The organism is Pantoea sp. X-Soil-ISGK-259 (assembly GCF_059730705.1).
Genome location: NZ_AP035986.1, coordinates 1802746 through 1820355, shown reverse-complemented (window position 1 = coordinate 1820355; position 17610 = coordinate 1802746). Strand labels below are relative to the sequence as shown.

Sequence of the window (17610 nt, the reverse complement as noted above, 5' to 3'; positions counted from 1 at the left end):
CTTTTGACTCTTTTTTCGCCAATGCCGGGCAGGTAATGTCTGATAATTCGTCAGATTGACTGCGATTCAGCCAGTAACCTGTCATTAGCACTGTCTGATTATTATTCAACAACCGATTTATCTGGTTAGCTTCGATTTAGCAGTTAATATCATTACTCGCTAGTGCAAGGTGCTCATTCAGAGTATCTGTACTAATATTTTTTGCTGCTTCAACATTTAAAACCAATTAACGATTTGTTATAAGTTTTTTAACCCAACATCCCTGGATTCAACAGGTTGCCAGAAAATTCTTGCCCTGACGCCCGTAATCAGCCAAATTAGTCGCCGCTTTTCCCTTCTAATAACAATCTTGCGCATGGAAAACTCACATGACGCGGACTTAATTCCTGTCCCGAAACAGGGTATGAAAAAACTGAGGTACATGTGTCAACTGCAAACAAACACACTGATGAGGCTGTCAGTCTCAATGCGTTTAAACAGCCGAAGGCGTTCTATTTAATCTTCTCGATCGAATTATGGGAACGTTTTGGATTCTATGGCCTGCAGGCCATTATGGCGGTTTACCTGGTGAAGCAACTGGGATTGTCTGAATCAGACTCCATTACCCTGTTCTCTTCATTCAGTGCGCTGGTTTATGGGCTGGTCGCGATTGGCGGCTGGCTCGGTGATAAAGTGCTGGGCACCAAACGCGTCATCGTGTTGGGCGTGCTGGTGCTGGCATTGGGTTATGCGCTGGTCGCGTTCTCCGGTCATAACGTCAGCATTGTCTATATTGGCATGGCGACCATCGCGGTTGGTAGCGGCCTGTTCAAGGCAAACCCCTCTTCGCTGCTCTCGACCTGTTACGACAAAGATGATCCGCGTCTCGACGGTGCGTTCACCATGTTCTATATGTCGATCAACATCGGTTCCCTGTTTTCGATGATGCTGACACCGTGGTTAGCCGCGAAATATGGCTACAGCGTCGCCTTCTCACTGTGCGTCATTGGCCTGGTTATTACCCTGTTTAACTTCCTGTTCTGTAAACATATGGTTAAGGATTACGGCTCTAAGCCAGACTTTGCGCCGTTGCAGATCGGTAAACTGCTGATGACTCTTATGGGCGTCGTTGTGCTGATCGCGCTGGCCAACTGGATGCTGCATCATCAGGTTATTGCACGACTGGTGCTGGCGGTGATTGCGCTGGGTATTTTGCTGGTGTTTGCCAAAGAAGCCTTTGCGCTGCACGGCGCGGCGCGTCGTAAGATGATTGTGGCCTTCCTGCTGATGGTCGAAGCGATTCTGTTCTTCGTCCTCTATATGCAGATGCCAACATCGCTCAACTTCTTCGCTATCCGTAACGTTGAACACACCATTCTTGGTATTACGTTTGCGCCAGAGCAGTTCCAGGCACTGAACCCGTTCTGGATCATGCTGGCCAGTCCGCTGCTGGCGGCGCTCTATAACAAGCTGGGCGATAAACTGCCCATGCCGCACAAGTTTGCCTTTGGTATGGTGCTCTGCTCCGCTGCGTTCCTGGTGCTGCCGGTGGGTGCAAAGTTCGCCAGTGATGCAGGCATCGTTTCTGTAAACTGGCTGATCCTGAGCTATGCGCTGCAGAGTATTGGTGAGCTGATGATCTCCGGCCTCGGCCTGGCGATGGTCGCGCAGCTCGTGCCACAGCGCCTGATGGGCTTCATTATGGGTTCCTGGTTCCTGACCACGGCAGGTGCAGCTGTGATTGCAGGTAAAGTAGCAAACCTGATGGCCGTGCCTGAAAACGTAACCGATCCGCTGATTTCGCTGGCAACCTACAGTCGCGTATTCCAGCAGATTGGTATCGTGACGGCGGTGATTGCTCTGCTGATGCTGATTACGGCGCCGTTGCTGAACCGCATGACACAGGCGCAGGATAGCGACGCCAGATCAAACGATGTGAAAGCGTAATCGCTGCCACGTGACAAATCAGCCGGGCTCTGCCCGGCTTTTTTATGCCTCACACTCCCCCTTAACAGATCCCTGATCCTTATCACTGGTAATTCCATCCTGAGTCTTTACTATGCTGTGATCCCACTGCAACAAGGAGTACATGGTCATGAAACTGTTTTGCAAAGCAGGAGCCTGCTCTCTCTCTCCCCACATTGTTATGCGCGAATGCGGGCTGGACTTCACGCAGGTGAATGTTGATCTGGCAACCAAACTCACCGAACGGGGCGACGATTTTCGCCAAATCAACCCTAAAGGTCAGGTGCCCGCGCTGCAGCTCAGCGATGGTACCGTGCTGACGGAAGGCGCCGCGATTGTACAGTATCTGGCAGACCTCAAACCCGATCGCCATCTTCTGGCGCCGGTTGGCAGCCTGACGCGTTATCACACTCTGGAGTGGCTGAGCTACATCGGCAGCGAGCTGCACAAAAGCTTTGGGCCGCTGTTTCGCCCTGGATACTCCGATGAGGTGAAAGCGCAGACCCGCAACCAGCTGGAAGCGAAATTCCGCTATGTCGATGAGTCATTACGTGACAGGCAGTGGCTGATGGGGATGCATTTCAGCGTCGCGGATGCTTATCTGTTTGTGGTGACGCGCTGGGCAAAAGCGCTGGGGCTGGATTTGTCCGGCTTTACGGCACTTGGGGCATGGTTTGATCGTGTCGCGGAACGTCCTGCGGTGCAGGCGGCGCTGAAAGCGGAAGGCTTAGCCTGAGAGAACAGGGCCGGTTAACCGGCCCTGATGCGTTACAGCTTTTCTGCCGTGAAGTGCTGCGTCGGACGGGCAATGGCATCCTGTGCCGCCACCAGCTGCAGCTCATACTCGCCCATCTCATGAGTTTTCAGCATCACCTCATACACCGCGGCAGTGACGTGCTCCAGCGCATCCTGCAGTGATTTGCCGTGCAGCAGATTAACCAGCAGCAAACCACTGGTAAGATCGCCCACGCCGACGGGCTGACGGACACCGAAATCGACCAGCGGACGGCTGATGTGCCACGCGTCTTCTGCTGTTACCAGCAGCATCTCAAAACGGTCGCTGCGACGCCCTGCGCGTGCCAGATGCTTCACCAGCACCACACGTGGTCCCTGGGCAATCAGTGCCCGCGCAGCGTCTACCGCCGCGTCGACGTCAGTGATTGTACGTTCACTTAGCATTTCCAGCTCAAGCAGGTTCGGGGCGATAATGTCGCTGGCTGGCATCGCCATCTTGCAGTGGAACTCCGCCACACCCGGTGCCACGATGCAGCCTTTTTCCGGATGACCCATCACCGGGTCGCAGAAATACCAGGCCTGTGGGTTAGCCGCTTTGACCTGACGAACAATCTGCAGAATCTGCTCGCCCTGCTCCGCCGAGCCCAGATAACCGCTCAGCACCGCGTCACAGGTCTTCAGGCGGTCGATATCCGCAATGCCTTTAACGATGTCGGTTAAATGCGTTGCAGGCATGACCGTGCCGGTCCAGTGCCCATACTGCGTATGGTTGGAAAACTGCACGGTGTTCAGCGGCCAGACGTTTGCACCCAGGCGACGCATCGGAAATTCAGCTGCCGCGTTACCTGCATGACCAAATACAACGTGCGACTGAATCGCTAAGATATTTTTCACTAGTTTGCCCTGTCCTGCCTTGCCATAAAAAAGGGCCGGAAACCGGCCCTAAATCTTACTGCCAGTTAATCAGGCAGTAATGTTTCTTACCGCGACGCAGCAGCGTGTAGCGGTTAAACAGTTTGTCGCTGTCGCTGAAGCGGTATTCCGCATCGGACTGTTTTTCACCGTTCAGTGAGACGGCATTCGAACCGATCATGGTGCGAGCCTGGCCGCGAGACGGCACGAGCTCCGCTTTCACCAGCGCCTGCTGCAGGTCATCGTCTGCGCCCAGCGCGATAGTTGGCATACCATCCTGCGCCAGTTGCTCAAAGTCAGCTTCCGTCATTTCGCTTACAGAACCGGAGAAGAGGCTGGCGGTGATGCGTTTCGCCGCCGTCAGGCCCGCTTCGCCATGCACCAGACGCGTGACCTGCTCAGCCAGCACATACTGCGCGCGTGGCGCGGTACCGCTGTTTTTGTCCTCTTCTTCCAGCGCGTTGATCTCTTCTATGCTCAGGAAGGTGAAGAACTTCAGGAAACGATAGACGTCAGCATCCGCGGTGTTGATCCAGAACTGATAGAACTTGTACGGACTGGTTTTCTTCGCATCCAGCCAGACTGCGCCGCCTTCCGTTTTACCGAATTTGGTGCCGTCAGACTTGGTGATCAGCGGAACGGTCAGGCCAAAGACCTGGTTCTGATGCAGACGACGGGTCAGATCGATACCAGAGGTGATGTTACCCCACTGATCGGAGCCGCCGATCTGCAGCGATACGCCGTGCAGTTCATTCAGGCAGGCAAAGTCATAACCCTGCAGCAGATTGTAGGAGAACTCGGTAAAGGAGATGCCCTGATCGTCACGGTTCAAACGCTGCTTCACTGCTTCTTTGTTAATCATCTGGTTAACAGAGAAGTGCTTGCCGATATCACGCAGGAAGGTCAGCACGTTCATGCTGCCGAACCAGTCGTAGTTGTTGGCGGCGATGGCGCTGTTGCTGCCGCAATCGAAGTCGAGGAATGGCGCCACCTGCTGGCGGATCTTTTCAACCCATTCGTTGACGGTGTCACTGGTATTAAGTTTACGCTCTGCGGCTTTAAAGCTTGGATCGCCAATCAGGCCGGTTGCACCCCCGACCAGGGCTACCGGCTTGTGGCCGGCATCCTGAAAACGCTTCAGGCAGAGCAGCGGTACCAGATGACCCAAATGCAAGCTGTCAGCAGTGGGGTCGAAGCCGCAATAGAGCGAAATTGGCCCCTGTGCCAGTTTCTCTGTTAACGCGGCTTCATCCGTCACCTGGGCGATAAGGCCCCTCTCCTGCAATTGTTGTATCAGGTTACTGCTGGTCATTACTGACTCCAAATTGATCAGACTGCACCTATGCTGGTACACAGCTTTCCGCTGACTTGCGGAATCGAAAAAAATCAGGGCTATAGCATAAAGCGCTGGCGCTTTCTGTGCCAGCGCTGATAGGGAGAAATCGTGCAGATTCAGGGAGCCAGACGGTCGATTTTCCAGCCGTCATTGTCGCGCTGGTAGATGAAACGATCGTGCAGACGATGTTCGCCCCCCTGCCAGAACTCCATTGTGTGAAATTTCACCCGGTAACCGCCCCAGAAGCTGGGCAGCGGCACCTCGCCCTGCTGAAACTTCTGTTTAAGCTCAAGGAACTTCCCTTCCAGAATCCCGCGCGCCGAAATCCGGCTCGACTGCTTCGATACCCAGGCACCAATCTGACTGTCACGCGGGCGGCTGTGGAAATATTTCAGCACCTCCAGCGGCGACAGTTTTTCCACTTCGCCCAGCACCATCACCTGACGTTCCAGAAAGTGCCACGGGAAGTGCAGGCAAATGCGCGGATTGTGCGCCAGCTGTAACGCCTTACGGCTGCCGAGGTTGGTGTAAAACACCATGCCCTGCGCATCAAAGTGTTTCAGCAGCACAATACGCTGCCACGGCTGACCCTGCTCATCCACGGTGGCCACGGTCATGGCAGTAGGATCGGGCAGTTTTGCCTCACAGGCCTGGCTCAGCCACTGTTCAAACAGCGCGATCGGATTGTCCGGCAGATCCTTGCGACGCAATCCGCCGCGGGTATATTCACGCCGCAGATGGGCAATGGTGTGTAGCGTTTCGCTGTCGCTCATTAATGCTCGCCTATTCAGAGATAAAGTCAGCTGGCAGGTTGCAGCTCACAATCATTCACGACAATTTTATCGTTACGTTCGATAAATGCGCCGTTTCCTTTGGACCAGAAAACATAGGTGTCATCGCTGTAGCGCGCGCCGGAGGCGGAGACGGTCTGCTTCAACGTTAAAGGCTTGCCATCCATAATGAAACTTACCTGCTCCTGCGCCTCGTCCAGCGTCACGGTCAGGGGCATTGTTCCGCAGCGATAATGCAGGGTCTGTGGCGATGCCGGCTGTTTATGCATCAGGCTACAGCCTGACAATAGCAGCACCGCGACAACGGTTAATCCTTTCAACATAAGCGGGTCTCCTTCACGAGTGAAGCTGGCATTATAAGAAGGATTTGTCGCGAAGTAAGTGGGAATCCGCGCCAATCTGGAGGATGCTGTCAGCCAGGCTGAATTATTGCGCCTTTTCAGACGGTTGTCTGAATGCACAGGCCGTGTTATCAGGCTACGCTCTATAGATCTTAAGCGAGGAAGACAAACATGAAATTTGATAACGAAGATGCATTTAAGCTGGCCGTGGCGTTTATGAACCATAAAGAGAATGCCACCATCGCCAGCAGCTACTTTAAAACCTTTATCGACACCTACCAGAAGTTTGACCGCTGGCTGAGCGCATCTGACCCGGTCAGCGCCATGAAAGCGGAAAAAGCGGCCGCCAAAGCGGGCGAAGACTCTATTCTCTGATCCTTTTTTCACGGGTCCGATAGCCCTTCAGGCGTCGGACCCGCGAATAGCGCCAGGTGCCGCCATCGACGTGGCATCCTGCATGCGATTCTTCCGCGTTAACGGAATTATCTGCGCTCTCTATTTCCCGCTTTTGCTCCGTTTTTTATTTCGATGCGGTCAGGGCTCAGCTGAAACGCATAAACAGCCGCATGCATTTGCAATAAATGCTATTCGCCGGCGCCATGCCTGCTAATTAACGCAATACACTCTGTTTTTGTATAAAAAACAGGCATCGACGCGCGACAGAGCCAGCAAAATTTATAAAGCCGTCTATGCTGTAAACGTCTGGATATACTTCATGGAGCAGAAAAATGAAAATGAAAACCCTGTCAGCCATCGCGCTGCTGGCACTCTCTTTAGGTACGCTTGCAGGTTGCGCCTCGAATCAGTCTATTAAGACGACCGATGGCCGCACGATTGTGACTGACGGCAAACCGCAGATTGATTCAGATACCGGTCTTGTTTCTTACCGTGATGCTCAGACAGGAAAAACTGAGCAGATCAATCGTAATGAAATCAGTAATATGAGCGAACTCGACAACTAATATAAGGTGAAGACGATGAAAAAAGCGCTGATTTTACCTCTCGCCGCATTGATTGGTATGACCGTATTAACTGGCTGCACCCGTACCAGTTATGCGATTCAGACTAACGATGGACGCACCATTATTAGTGATGGCAAGCCTTCTGAATCGGACGCTGGCCTGCTGGCCTATACCGATGCCAATGGTGTGAAGCAGCAGATTAATAAAGCAGACGTTAAAGCCGTCTCTGAAGTTCCGCACAAATAATCGCAATGCTGTTCTCGCGTTAATAAAGTCGCTTAAGAGCGGCTTTATTTTTGCCTTTTTTTCGCCTTTTACCTGATATAGCCCCACTCTCAGAGCGGGCTTTTTTAAAGCAGAAATATCCGATGCGATATGGCAATAATATTGCAGAGCATTATAAGGAACTGTGCAATTTATCGTTTATACAGGCGTAAAAAACCGACTGGAAAATGCTGTTGCGCACAGGCCACATCACTTATCTGAATTTCAGGCAAACGTCTGCTTCTTTAACCAGAACAATAGTTCAACCTGTTCACTTCAAAAATAATCTATTGTTTTTTATTATTTACTATCATGAAGTTATATCATGACACAAAGGTTCCCTTTATTTTTAACATAATTATCTGGTGCCGTCTGTAACTTATGACCTTTTAGTCCAGCGCCTCTTTAACTAGACTATTTATATCGCTATCAATCAGGAGGCTATAAATGATTTATCACGATACAACGACTGGTCATATGATTCTTGGTGAAGCAGCAATTAATCTGGCATTTGAAGAACAGGATATTACGCTGGTATCGCTGATTCGTCAGTTGGGCGAAATGGCCGAAAAGGAGTGCAGCGATGAACGTGTAGAGCAGATTGCTGATGCACGACACTGGCTCAAAGGTTTCATTGAAGATTCGCCTCGTGACCGCGCCGAATTAAACTGGCTGGTCGAGACCGGGCAGGCACCGGTTTCCCTGAAAGATTATCGGTAGTCATAAGGCTTCGACGTTTATTTCTCATGAGAGCCGGACGCCCTTCTGGCTCTCATGCGCTTCATACTGCTGTCCCTTTGCTTCTCTTTACGGCCGCTCTCTCGCTGCCCGGCATCCTGACCAAAAAACGTCATTCATCATTACGCTGAAATAACTGTACAGATTCACTTTTTGCGTATAACTTCGCGGCTATTCGATCGTTTTTACATCAACAGCCAGGAAACGCACCATGTACCCGAACCCGAGACTGCCGCGGACGGCAGACGATATCGCCCGTTATTTCAATGCGGCAAGCCTGCCCTCACAGCAGGAGACACTGGGACAGGTAGTCGTGGAAATTTTGCATGCCGGCGGGAATGTGAACCGTAAGTCGATCTGTACCAAACTCCTGCGTCGCCTCGAAACAGCGTCCACTGAGGAAGAAGAGCGCCACTATCGCGCGCTCATCAGCCTGCTGTTTGGTCGTTAATCATCGCCACGCTTCGCCCCGGTCAGCGCGTCAGTGGCTCCCCACTCTCCGTCACCCGCTGTGCCTGAGGATGTTTCGCTGTCTGGGTTTCAAACCCACCACGGGCGGCAAAAACAGAACAGCCAATGGCTGCCACGAGTGTCAGTAAGATTGAAGTTTTCACGAAACGGGCCTTAATTTTCCACGCAATAGAATAAAGCGTAAAAGCCTGGCACATAATCAGACCCGGGGAAAGGAAGCGGAAGAATTCCTCTGTCCGGAAAGCGTATATCAGAGAAGCGCCTGTTTACGGATGCTGCTGTCCCCACTCAGAACACTTATCCCAGTATTTTCAATGCCAGCGCCAGCGTCTGCTCTTCATGGATCACATCACTGACTTTGCCCGACACGCGCATACCGTATGCGATGCAGAGAATTAAACCGGCTGCCGCTTCACTGTCCAGCGTGCGATTGATAGAGCCATCCTGTTGTCCCAACTCCAGCAATGAAACCAGGAAGCGCTGACTACGCTTGATGACATCATCAATGCGCTGCGCAAGGTCTTCATCCATCGTCTGCAGCGCAATGGCGCTGGACACCACCAGACAGCCGCATCGCCCCTCAATGGCACGCGCCGAATCCAGGTAGAACTGTAACAACTCCGTGATTTTATCCCGTCCGCTGACACAGGGTGCCAGACGGCGGCGCAGTTCGGTATTTCTCAGCAACAGATAACGTTCGAACACCAGCAGAAAGAGGGAGCGTTTGTCTTTAAACGCTTTATAGATGCTGCCTGCGGAGAGGTTCATCGCCTCCCCCAAATCGCCTATTGATGCCGCGTGATAGCCTTTTTGCCGGAAAACGATCATGGCACGATCCAGAGCCTGTTCAATGTCGAACTCCCTGGGCCGTCCCCGCTCTTTGTTTTTATGCGCTGTCGCTGTCGTGCTCATTAATTACCGGCCTGAAGAAGTGCGTTCCTGTCAGAATCAACAGGGATTCTATCCCAGGCTCGGGTAACAAGTATAGCTGGCGGCGATCAGCCCGCAGCATACATTCGGACAGATCTCTGTTCCTGTCGCTGAATGGCAGAGGGGGTGTAACCGGTTGTGACCTGCAATCCGGCTCAGGTTACAGGACAAACCGCTCATGATTCACTCAGGTAGTAACGCGTTTTTTTTGCGGCAATCAGCCCGTTGCTGTGTGTTTATTATGGTCAGCCATAATCTGAGCGGCTTAATTAACAGCCTGGCGTGGTTCTCATTGTCAGCAAAATATAAAAAGAGTCGGTTTTTTATATCGCTGTTATCGTCGACCGCGTAAAGCTCATATTCATGATGATGGCGGGCCAGCACCTACTTCAGCACAACCACCGGCAAATCCATTACCCGCGTGGTATAGGCAGGTGACAGCATCTCGCGCTTCATCGCCCAGGCCTTGTTGATCCCCTGCCCGGCAAACCAGAGTTTTCTGCTGCCAGGTTTGTTAATTTTATTAATCAGCGGCATCAGACGATGAGTGGTGTATTCCTCAATAGCAAAATGATGTGAAGCACGGCTTTGCTGATCGAGACAGTCAGTTGATGTGATTTTAAGCGTCCATTCGACGGTCCTCAGACCGGCCTGGGAGGAATCAGGCACGGTCTGATTCTGAATTAGTCGCGTTTTTCCATCTTTATCCAAAATACCGCGATGCTCAGCAGTAGACAGATAACAGCACCGACGCTGAACAGCAAATCAACAGCCAGATTCAGGCTGGCATGATCCACCACCGCACCTAACAGCACGGGCACCCAGTTAGCGATATAGGCAATGACGTAGAACAATGAAATCAGTTTTGCGTGACTGGCTGCAGGAGAGATCATATTTAGCAGGGTCGCACTTCCCACAAAGATGGCGCCATAGGAATATCCAGCCACAAGCAGTCCTGTGCATGCCCATACTAAAGAGTGGGTGCTAATAGCCCAGGTAAAAAACACAATCGAAATGGCCTGAGTAAGACAGCCGGCAGCAAGAGATGTGCGAGCGCTAATCCGGCGGCTCAAAATCTGACTGATACCGGCCACCATTAAGTATACCGCAATCACATAGCCATAAACGCCCTGACTATGAATGCCGAGCAGATGCTCCGATACTGCCGGTCCAATCGACAAAATACTGGCGGCAAACTCCCAGCTCATAAACAGAGCGCCAGCGCACAGGAAAAAACGTATGCCAGTCGCTTTCAGTCCGGCTTTAAGTGTCGTACCCGCTGAAATGGCAGACGAGGATGGCGCAGCCTTGGGTTGATCGTGATGACGCACTGGCCAGCTAAAACGTAATCCGATCAGGGCAATCGCAGCCGTGATCATAATCAGCAGAAACGGCAACGTCTGGCTGTGGAAATTTGTCTGAATCGCCACGCCGCTAAAAACTGGCCCCAGTGCCAGACCGGTGGTGAAAGAAAGCGTTGCGAGCAGAGCTGCAGCTTTACCGCCATCTTTAGGGCCAAAACGCAAAAGGGCAATATTAGCTGCGCCGGTTAATGCCCCGGTTCCTACGCCCGCCAGCAGGCGTGCCATAAACAGACAGGCAAACGAATCGGCGAGTGAAAACAGCAATGCACCTGCGAAGACGGCCAGTAGTGCAGGCATCATCAGGCTGCGCAGGTCAGCAACTTTCCCTGCAAGATTTCCTACACTGAACAACGCAATCAAAACACCTGCCGCATACGCGCCATAAATGATTGTCAGGCTGACGGCGGTTAAGCCCAACTGCTGTTGATAGAGGGGATAAAGCGGCGTTGGTGCACTGCTGTTCAATAAGGCAGCGACTAGCGCCAGTGCAAGAAAGAATAAAACGCTCTTTTTGGAAGCAGAATTCTTTTTGTCTGTCGGACGACTATCAATAGTTAACACTTCTGACATTTTTATTTCCTGAGCTGTAGATAAATCAACTCTGTGCAGCGAATGCGAATACCACAGAGCAGCAAACAAAGTGATGATAAAACCTGCTTATTCCCTATGGTAGAGACAAGATTGCATCACAAGCATTCATTTATGCAGCTTGATAATCCGCACTGAATGTGTCGTGTTACGCTGGATACGGGTTATAGCAATGCAAATCGCTAATAAGGCCTGCCCATAAAAAAATGATTAATTAGCGCTGCTATTAATCATTTATAACTACCGCTTTTCGATCCCCATAAGCTCAAACATATGGAAGGATAGATAACCACTCGTATAAATGTGACTGATTTGCTTATTCTGTAATTGAGCAATAAGGGCCTCGGCATAATTCAAAGCAACATCTGCTTTGATAGTTTCTCTTCCAACAACTTTATCTGAGGTAAACGCCGGGCAGGTAGTGTTAAAAAAATCATCTTCAAAAAATTTCATTTTCTAAATCCATTAGAATAAAAATAAAGATAATCAGAAGTAATGAGGAAAAAATGTGCGTTATATGAAAGGCTTCACATAACAAAACACATCGCGCCTATATCCAAAAAACGGCCCATCATAGTCACAATTCGAAATTATTAAAGTTGCATTAATGCTTCGCAACAATGCAAAAATACTTATAATTTTATGGTGCTGTTTATGATATGGCTTATGAGTTTTGATAATTTTTTAGCCACGCTGAAGATATCCGTTTAGTTAAAAATAACATGGAGCAGTGGATGAACTGGGATGATGTTCGCTTTTTCCTCGCATTAGCGAGACAAAAAACGTTGCGGGGTGCCTCAAAATCGTTGAACGTCGATCAGGCGACAGTCGGGCGCCGTATCGCCGCGTTCGAAAGCGCGCTCAGTTCCCGGTTATTTATACGTACGCCCCGCGCTTTTATGCTGAGCGAGTTTGGCGAACAGGTGATGGCAGAAGCCAGTGCTATGGAAAGCGCTATGCAGGCGATGAGTCGTAAAGCCGCCTGCGGCGATAGCATCCCTGCAGGTAACGTTCGCATCGCCAGCACAGACACACTCGCCACTGTGTTTGTCATACCTGCCATTCAGCGCCTGCGCGAACAATACCCGGATATCACCGTAACCTTATTGACCGGAATAGGCCTCTCCGATATCTCTTACCGTAGTGTGGATATAGCCATTCGTGGTGCCCGACCCGATTCTGAAGAGTTAATAGTTAAACGACTAGCGACCATTGATATGGGGCTTTACGCCAGCCAGCGTTATTTTGATCGGCTCGGAGAACCGCAGCAAGAAAGCGGATTGACTGATCATCAACTGGTCATGTTTCCGGCAGACATGGTGCCTCGTCATCGACAAAACCTGTGTGGCTTTGCAGTAAACAGCCAGCAAGTCGTGCTGGAATGTAATACACAACTGCTGATGCAATCCGCTATTAAACGCGGGATTGGCATCGGCCTGCTTTCGACATTTTTAGCTAACTGCGATCCGCAATTAATCCCGGTATTTCCTGAAAAGCGCGACCCGGTTGATATCTGGCTGGTGCTCCATCCGGATCTGCAAAAAGTCGCACGTATCAGGGCAGTGATTACGGCGCTGGAGCAGTGCTTTGCGGAAGAAACCAGGTTAAGAGAAATTTAGCAGACCTTGCGGTTTCAGTAGCTGAGGAAAACCACCCAACCTACTTAACCGCCGCCACCGGCAAATCCGTTACCCGCGTGGTATAGGCAGGTGACAGCATCTCGCGCTTCATCGCCCAGGCCTTGTTGATCCCCTGCCCGGCAAACCAGAGTTTGCCGCTGCCGCTTTTGTTAATATTATCGATCAGCGTCATCAGCTCTTCGCTATTGCGGCGTGGCTGATGTTCGTCAAACAGATCAAGCTGAGCCACGCCATGGCTGAAAAAATCTCCCAGTACGATGCCCGCTTTCATGTAGCGATGCCCCTCAATCCAGATGTTATCCAGACACGCCATCGCAACGCCGACAATGTCGCGCGTGTCCTGCGTCGGGATCAGCAACTGACCGGTAGACTGATTACCATAAAAGGGTTCATCCGTAGCATGGGGGCTGGTACGCACAAAGACCCCTACCTGACGGCAATATTGATTGTCACGACGTAGTTTCTCTGCCGCACGTTCAGCATAGGCGCAGACGGCTTCGCGCATCTGGTCGTAGCTGGAAATACGGCTGCCGAACGAACGCGAACACATGATCTGCTGTTTATCCGGTATCACCGACTCCAGCTCCAGGCAGGATTCACCACGCAGCTCTCTGACGGTACGTTCCAGCACTACGCTGAACTGTTTGCGAATAGACTCGGTGCTTTGGCAGGCCAGATCTTTCGCCGTCGTAATGCCCATGGCGTTGAGCCGCTTGCCGATACGGTGACCGACACCCCAGACCTCAGCCACATCGACGAGGGCCAGTAGTTTTTTCTGCCGTTCGGGATCCGACAGATCGACAATGCCGCCGGTTTTGCTCCACTTTTTGGCCGCAAAATTCGCCAGTTTGGCCAGCGTTTTGGTCTGTGCAATGCCAACGCCCACCGTCAGATGGGTCTCTTTGCGTATCCGCTCTCTGACCTGGTGACCAAAGCTCTCCAGCGCCATACAGTTCTGCACGCCGGTGAGATCCATAAAGGCCTCATCGATCGAGTAGATCTCCACCGACGGCGCCATCTCTTCCAGAATCGTCATCACCCGAAGGCTCATGTCGGCGTAAAGCGCGTAATTTGAGCTGAAAACCTGTACATTGTGATGGGTCAGCGCTTCGCGCATTTTGAAATAGGGCGCGCCCATTTTGATGCCGGCTTTCTTCGCCTCGGCGCTGCGCGCAATCACACAGCCGTCGTTGTTCGATAGCACGACGACGGGCTTGCCTTTAAGGTCAGGCCGGAAAACGGTTTCGCACGACGCATAAAAGCAGTTCACATCCACCAGCGCGAACATGCTCAATGTGTCGCTTTAATCACAAACGTCACTACGCCAAACACCTCCAGCGCATCTTCGGTCTGGATAGCGATCGGTTTAAATTTGGTGTTCATCGGCATCAGTTGCAGGCAGGGATGAAGCTGAAGACGTTTAACGGTGAATTCACCGTCGACGGCAGCGACCACGATATCGCCGTGTGAGGCGGTGAGCGAGCTGTCGACGACCAGCATGTCACCATCATTGATGCCCGCCTCAATCATTGATTCACCGCTGACCCGCACAAAATAGGTGGCGCTGGGATGCTGAACCATGAGCGCATTGAGATCGATACGTTGTTCGACATAATCCTGCGCCGGTGAGGGAAATCCACACGGCACACGTTCGATATAAAGCGGTAAAGACATGACGGCGCGGACGTCCGCAGGTTTAATGAATTCCACAATTACACTCCTTTTTCAGATTACTGTATATAAATACAGTAATAGCTAATCCCCCTTTTAATCAAGTGACGTGGACCCCTTTTACGCGAAGAGATTGATGGTAATGCACTTTTTTTTAACCGTTTTTCTCTTACTGGTGTGAGAATAAACGGAAACAGGTTACTTTCGCCGCACTGCGGTAATAGTCTCGCTTTTTACTTACAGTCACGCCTCTTATAAATTAATCCGCCGATTATTTTGACTTAAGGAAAATCCGACAACGACTCTCTGGCATGGGGTGAGGTTTGAATATTTAGCGCGGGCTGGTTATTCTGCCTTTTTAAAGCATGGAGGGGTTATGGCAGACGACGATCGCATCAAACATCTGGAAGAGGCAGTCGCACAGTTAACCGTTGAGACGACGGTATTAAAAGCGATACTCGGTCAGCAAATTGCACTGAATAATCTCAATTACAAAGGGAAGTTTGACGATGTACTGGCGGCGCTGGCGAAAGAATATGCCGAACGCGGTCTGGAGGAAGGTAATAATCAGGCCATCCATGATGCCCTGCGTGAATATATTAAATATGAACCGCCCGCAATGGAATAAGCAAACGTTGGGCAACGTTCGCTTGCCGACGACGTTATCGGCTCCTGAACGCTGCCCTTCCCTGATCGGCCTGCTTCAGCAGCCGTTTCAGGCGAAGCGGTCAGAGATTAAGGCTGGCTGTCACTCTCCAGCGCATCCTGAATCGCATCGGCCAGATTACCAATTTCATTCGCCACAGCCTGCAGGTCCCAGGAGGTTTTTGAGCCGGTTGCCGACGTAGAAGCGCTGACGGACTCCTTTGCCACTGACAGCGCGGCCGCCACAGCAACTGAACGTTTATGTTGTTCCTGAGTCACGCCCGCAGGCGGAATCGCGAAATAGTCGTGAACCATGATCATTTCCTTGTGATGAATAAGAGGCCACCTTAGCTTTCTGCATCAGGCGTGGGAAGTGAATTATGCAGCCTGTGCCGTCAGAAGCACAAGATTGCAGCAGCCTGCCACCGCACTCTGACACTGCTCTCCATTTGTGGTGTAAAAAGCTGTACAGCTTTTGCTAAAATTCTCCTGAAAAACCGTTTTCACCCCGTCAGACAATCCGGGTAAAAAACGCAGAAACGGCCGCCTCAAAAAAACCCGCCTGACAAAAAAACTCATAACTTATTGTATTAGTTTAATTAAATAAAAAAATCGCATTCAGCGCACTTTACCACGGCTTATACCAGGCTAAAAAAATGAAATATTCTGTCAAAGTTTCTTGTACAACTTTTAAATTCCTGTATAACTTTATCTCGTGATGTTAAATCACTTGTAACGAGGTGCTTTGCACCGCATCTGAAGGTGTTGTGGATTTCCACCTTCAGATGCAATTTTTTTGCGTCAGCCGGCAACCGGCTATCAACCGACGCACACTCCCCAATTCTTTATGAGGCCTGACATGCAAACAACAATGAATACAGAGTCTCAGATTTCTGATTACTTTATGAACTCTGGCGCCGCGATGACGACAGAAAAACAGGTTATCGCTGCGGTTCACGCTGAACTCGCCCATTCAAAAGCCCATGTCTCAGATAAAGACATTGTGCTGGGCCTGATTCATCGCCTGGAGAGCGAGCGTGACGTAGTTAAGCAGGATATTTACCGTCAGGCTCTGGAACACGTTTTGCAACGTGCAACGGCCACCAGTGAAAGCTGAATTGTTAAACAGCTATAGCGGAAGTGAGGATGCTTTCCCGTACTGAATCAGCCCCTTTTAATGGGGGCTTTTTTATCTCTTCTGCACTGAGTCATATGTCACTTTCTCATCGTTGATATTGCCTGTCCTGTCGTACCAGATATAGCTCCGAAAATGACCTATTTCCCCGCTTTTTTTACCGTAAATTCCGATTAATTGCTCTCGTTTCGCTTTATTTATCCGATATCTGTGTCCAGGCTTTTCCTGCATCTACTGCAAACACAGGCGAGGAAAATAGCTATGTTTCATCATTCATCAAAACTTCAATTCCCGGTTCGTGTAGAGAAGCCCGACCCAGAGTTTGCCATGCTGTTACAGCAAGCCATCGGCGGCGTCGAAGGTGAGATTCGTGTAGCGATGCAATACTTTTTCCAGGCGATGGGCGCGCGAGGTGATGCGCGGATTCGGGATCTGCTGATCTCCACCGCCACCGAAGAGCTGAGTCATATCGAAATGCTGGGCTACGCTGTGGCGCTGAACCTTGAAGGCGCACCGCTCTCTTACCAGGAAGCATCAGCCAAAGACCCGGTGGTTAATGCCATTCTGGGCGGCATGAACCCACGCCATATTCTCTCTTCCGGTCTGGCCGCGATGCCGGTAAACGCCAACGGCATGCCGTTCGACATGAGCCACATCTACGCGTCCGGCAACGTGGCCGCCGATATGCTGGCTAATGTCACCGCAGAAGCCACCGGTCGTGTTCTGGCGACCCGCCTCTACAACATGACCGAAGACAAAGGCATGAAGGATTTCCTCTCCTTCCTGATTGCCCGTGACACCATGCACCAGCAGCAGTGGCTGGCGGTGATCGAAGAGATGGGCGGATTGAACGCGTCGCTGCCGATCCCCAACAGCTTCCCGCAGGAACATGAAGCGCAGGAGCACGCTTACTACTGCCTGAATACCTCGCTGGATAAACCGCTGCCGGAAGGTCGCTGGAGCAGTGGTCCAGCTTACGATGGTCATGGTCAGTTCAGCGCGAAACAGCAGCCCGATATTCTGGGTGATGAACCGATACTCGGCAATGCCCGTCCCGGTTCCGGTGCACAGTCAGAACAGATCGATGGCGTCACACCACCAAAACCTTAATCCCTCGCCTGTCAGGGTCCAATGCCCTGACAG

The 17610-nt window shown here is 51.2% G+C and carries 22 protein-coding genes and 1 pseudogene; 11 read left to right on the top strand and 12 right to left on the bottom strand.

Features of this window, described 5'->3' with window-relative positions; translation table 11 throughout:
- Positions 1 to 423 precede the first annotated feature (423 nt).
- Together dtpA and gstA are read left to right on the top strand one after the other, a co-directional pair.
- Positions 424 to 1926 (top strand): dipeptide/tripeptide permease DtpA, encoded by a 1503-nt coding sequence (dtpA, locus tag AC6I77_RS08505; protein ID WP_008926221.1) that lies wholly within the window; start codon positions 424 to 426, stop codon positions 1924 to 1926.
- A 148-nt stretch (positions 1927 to 2074) separates the two neighbouring features.
- Positions 2075 to 2680 carry a glutathione transferase GstA gene (gene gstA, locus AC6I77_RS08500; RefSeq protein ID WP_003848994.1) on the top strand — a complete coding sequence of 202 codons (606 nt, stop codon included), beginning with the start codon at positions 2075 to 2077 and terminating at the stop codon, positions 2678 to 2680.
- A gap of 32 nt (positions 2681 to 2712) precedes the next feature.
- On the opposite strand, the gene pdxY is transcribed toward gstA, so the two are convergent.
- From pdxY to AC6I77_RS08480, 4 genes are all read right to left on the bottom strand, one after another.
- The gene (pdxY, locus tag AC6I77_RS08495) at positions 2713 to 3573 is read right to left on the bottom strand and encodes a pyridoxal kinase PdxY (protein WP_003848993.1); all 861 of its coding nucleotides are present in this window, start codon (positions 3571 to 3573) and stop codon (positions 2713 to 2715) included.
- Between the two features lie 55 nt (positions 3574 to 3628).
- Positions 3629 to 4903, bottom strand: a complete 1275-nt coding sequence (gene tyrS / locus AC6I77_RS08490; protein WP_008926220.1) for a tyrosine--tRNA ligase — start codon at positions 4901 to 4903, stop codon at positions 3629 to 3631.
- Between the two features lie 140 nt (positions 4904 to 5043).
- Positions 5044 to 5700 (bottom strand): pyridoxamine 5'-phosphate oxidase, encoded by a 657-nt coding sequence (gene pdxH, locus AC6I77_RS08485; RefSeq protein ID WP_003848991.1) that lies wholly within the window; start codon positions 5698 to 5700, stop codon positions 5044 to 5046.
- 26 nt (positions 5701 to 5726) lie between these two features.
- Positions 5727 to 6041 carry an MliC family protein gene (locus AC6I77_RS08480; protein WP_003848990.1) on the bottom strand — a complete coding sequence of 105 codons (315 nt, stop codon included), beginning with the start codon at positions 6039 to 6041 and terminating at the stop codon, positions 5727 to 5729.
- Positions 6042 to 6230: 189 nt separating this feature from the next.
- Between AC6I77_RS08480 and AC6I77_RS08475 the strand changes: the two genes are divergently transcribed.
- The 5 genes from AC6I77_RS08475 (at position 6231) to ycgZ (ending at position 8474) form a co-directional block, all read left to right on the top strand.
- Complete coding sequence (locus AC6I77_RS08475) at positions 6231 to 6434, top strand: hypothetical protein (RefSeq protein WP_003848989.1); 204 nt, start codon at positions 6231 to 6233, stop codon at positions 6432 to 6434.
- A gap of 353 nt (positions 6435 to 6787) precedes the next feature.
- Positions 6788 to 7021 (top strand): YgdI/YgdR family lipoprotein, encoded by a 234-nt coding sequence (locus tag AC6I77_RS08470; RefSeq protein WP_003848987.1) that lies wholly within the window; start codon positions 6788 to 6790, stop codon positions 7019 to 7021.
- A gap of 15 nt (positions 7022 to 7036) precedes the next feature.
- Positions 7037 to 7267 (top strand): YgdI/YgdR family lipoprotein, encoded by a 231-nt coding sequence (locus AC6I77_RS08465; protein ID WP_003848985.1) that lies wholly within the window; start codon positions 7037 to 7039, stop codon positions 7265 to 7267.
- 465 nt (positions 7268 to 7732) lie between these two features.
- Positions 7733 to 8005, top strand: coding sequence for a hypothetical protein (locus AC6I77_RS08460; protein WP_008926219.1), 273 nt, complete (start codon positions 7733 to 7735; stop codon positions 8003 to 8005).
- A gap of 229 nt (positions 8006 to 8234) precedes the next feature.
- The gene (ycgZ, locus tag AC6I77_RS08455) at positions 8235 to 8474 is read left to right on the top strand and encodes a regulatory protein YcgZ (RefSeq protein WP_003848978.1); all 240 of its coding nucleotides are present in this window, start codon (positions 8235 to 8237) and stop codon (positions 8472 to 8474) included.
- A gap of 22 nt (positions 8475 to 8496) precedes the next feature.
- On the opposite strand, the gene AC6I77_RS08450 is transcribed toward ycgZ, so the two are convergent.
- From AC6I77_RS08450 to AC6I77_RS08430, 5 genes and pseudogenes are all read right to left on the bottom strand, one after another.
- Positions 8497 to 8637, bottom strand: coding sequence for a hypothetical protein (locus AC6I77_RS08450; RefSeq protein WP_223296456.1), 141 nt, complete (start codon positions 8635 to 8637; stop codon positions 8497 to 8499).
- A gap of 154 nt (positions 8638 to 8791) precedes the next feature.
- Entirely contained in the window at positions 8792 to 9406 is a 615-nt protein-coding gene (locus AC6I77_RS08445) for a TetR/AcrR family transcriptional regulator (RefSeq protein ID WP_008926218.1), read from the bottom strand.
- A 402-nt stretch (positions 9407 to 9808) separates the two neighbouring features.
- Positions 9809 to 9964, bottom strand: a pseudogene (locus tag AC6I77_RS08440) (DUF4113 domain-containing protein); the annotation flags it as partial.
- A 143-nt stretch (positions 9965 to 10107) separates the two neighbouring features.
- Positions 10108 to 11358: an MFS transporter gene (locus AC6I77_RS08435; protein ID WP_497817218.1), complete on the bottom strand. Its 1251-nt coding sequence runs from the start codon at positions 11356 to 11358 to the stop codon at positions 10108 to 10110.
- 258 nt (positions 11359 to 11616) lie between these two features.
- A complete protein-coding gene (locus AC6I77_RS08430) occupies positions 11617 to 11829 on the bottom strand; it encodes a hypothetical protein (protein WP_008926216.1) in 213 nt (70 codons plus the stop codon).
- Between the two features lie 281 nt (positions 11830 to 12110).
- Between AC6I77_RS08430 and AC6I77_RS08425 the strand changes: the two genes are divergently transcribed.
- Complete coding sequence (locus tag AC6I77_RS08425; protein WP_312545461.1) at positions 12111 to 12995, top strand: LysR family transcriptional regulator; 885 nt, start codon at positions 12111 to 12113, stop codon at positions 12993 to 12995.
- Positions 12996 to 13035: 40 nt separating this feature from the next.
- Here the strand turns inward: AC6I77_RS08425 and umuC are convergent, their stop codons facing one another.
- Positions 13036 to 14304, bottom strand: a complete 1269-nt coding sequence (gene umuC, locus AC6I77_RS08420) for a translesion error-prone DNA polymerase V subunit UmuC (RefSeq protein WP_497817217.1) — start codon at positions 14302 to 14304, stop codon at positions 13036 to 13038.
- Positions 14305 to 14306: 2 nt separating this feature from the next.
- On the bottom strand, positions 14307 to 14726 hold the full coding sequence (gene umuD / locus AC6I77_RS08415) for a translesion error-prone DNA polymerase V autoproteolytic subunit (protein ID WP_003848963.1): 420 nt from the start codon (positions 14724 to 14726) through the stop codon (positions 14307 to 14309).
- A 337-nt stretch (positions 14727 to 15063) separates the two neighbouring features.
- On the opposite strand from umuD, the gene AC6I77_RS08410 reads away from it, so the two are divergent.
- Positions 15064 to 15315: a hypothetical protein gene (locus tag AC6I77_RS08410; protein ID WP_003848961.1), complete on the top strand. Its 252-nt coding sequence runs from the start codon at positions 15064 to 15066 to the stop codon at positions 15313 to 15315.
- Between the two features lie 107 nt (positions 15316 to 15422).
- Here AC6I77_RS08410 and AC6I77_RS08405 read toward each other — a convergent pair whose 3' ends face one another.
- Positions 15423 to 15647: a hypothetical protein gene (locus tag AC6I77_RS08405; RefSeq protein WP_003848959.1), complete on the bottom strand. Its 225-nt coding sequence runs from the start codon at positions 15645 to 15647 to the stop codon at positions 15423 to 15425.
- 607 nt (positions 15648 to 16254) lie between these two features.
- Here AC6I77_RS08405 and AC6I77_RS08400 point away from each other — a divergent pair.
- Both AC6I77_RS08400 and AC6I77_RS08395 read left to right on the top strand, forming a co-directional pair.
- Positions 16255 to 16449, top strand: coding sequence for a biofilm development regulator YmgB/AriR family protein (locus tag AC6I77_RS08400; protein WP_223296455.1), 195 nt, complete (start codon positions 16255 to 16257; stop codon positions 16447 to 16449).
- Positions 16450 to 16728: 279 nt separating this feature from the next.
- Positions 16729 to 17577 carry a manganese catalase family protein gene (locus AC6I77_RS08395; protein WP_003848955.1) on the top strand — a complete coding sequence of 283 codons (849 nt, stop codon included), beginning with the start codon at positions 16729 to 16731 and terminating at the stop codon, positions 17575 to 17577.
- Positions 17578 to 17610: the final 33 nt, after the last annotated feature.

Coding starts and splice junctions, on each gene's coding strand:
- gstA (WP_003848994.1), top strand. CDS start 2,075: ATGAAACTGTTTTGCAAAGCAGGAGCCTGCTCTCTCTCTCCCCACATT.
- tyrS (WP_008926220.1), bottom strand. CDS start 4,903: ATGACCAGCAGTAACCTGATACAACAATTGCAGGAGAGGGGCCTTATC.
- pdxH (WP_003848991.1), bottom strand. CDS start 5,700: ATGAGCGACAGCGAAACGCTACACACCATTGCCCATCTGCGGCGTGAA.
- AC6I77_RS08480 (WP_003848990.1), bottom strand. CDS start 6,041: ATGTTGAAAGGATTAACCGTTGTCGCGGTGCTGCTATTGTCAGGCTGT.
- AC6I77_RS08475 (WP_003848989.1), top strand. CDS start 6,231: ATGAAATTTGATAACGAAGATGCATTTAAGCTGGCCGTGGCGTTTATG.
- AC6I77_RS08470 (WP_003848987.1), top strand. CDS start 6,788: ATGAAAATGAAAACCCTGTCAGCCATCGCGCTGCTGGCACTCTCTTTA.
- AC6I77_RS08465 (WP_003848985.1), top strand. CDS start 7,037: ATGAAAAAAGCGCTGATTTTACCTCTCGCCGCATTGATTGGTATGACC.
- AC6I77_RS08460 (WP_008926219.1), top strand. CDS start 7,733: ATGATTTATCACGATACAACGACTGGTCATATGATTCTTGGTGAAGCA.
- ycgZ (WP_003848978.1), top strand. CDS start 8,235: ATGTACCCGAACCCGAGACTGCCGCGGACGGCAGACGATATCGCCCGT.
- AC6I77_RS08445 (WP_008926218.1), bottom strand. CDS start 9,406: ATGAGCACGACAGCGACAGCGCATAAAAACAAAGAGCGGGGACGGCCC.
- AC6I77_RS08435 (WP_497817218.1), bottom strand. CDS start 11,358: ATGTCAGAAGTGTTAACTATTGATAGTCGTCCGACAGACAAAAAGAAT.
- AC6I77_RS08430 (WP_008926216.1), bottom strand. CDS start 11,829: ATGAAATTTTTTGAAGATGATTTTTTTAACACTACCTGCCCGGCGTTT.
- AC6I77_RS08425 (WP_312545461.1), top strand. CDS start 12,111: ATGAACTGGGATGATGTTCGCTTTTTCCTCGCATTAGCGAGACAAAAA.
- umuC (WP_497817217.1), bottom strand. CDS start 14,304: ATGTTCGCGCTGGTGGATGTGAACTGCTTTTATGCGTCGTGCGAAACC.
- AC6I77_RS08410 (WP_003848961.1), top strand. CDS start 15,064: ATGGCAGACGACGATCGCATCAAACATCTGGAAGAGGCAGTCGCACAG.
- AC6I77_RS08405 (WP_003848959.1), bottom strand. CDS start 15,647: ATGGTTCACGACTATTTCGCGATTCCGCCTGCGGGCGTGACTCAGGAA.
- AC6I77_RS08400 (WP_223296455.1), top strand. CDS start 16,255: ATGACGACAGAAAAACAGGTTATCGCTGCGGTTCACGCTGAACTCGCC.
- AC6I77_RS08395 (WP_003848955.1), top strand. CDS start 16,729: ATGTTTCATCATTCATCAAAACTTCAATTCCCGGTTCGTGTAGAGAAG.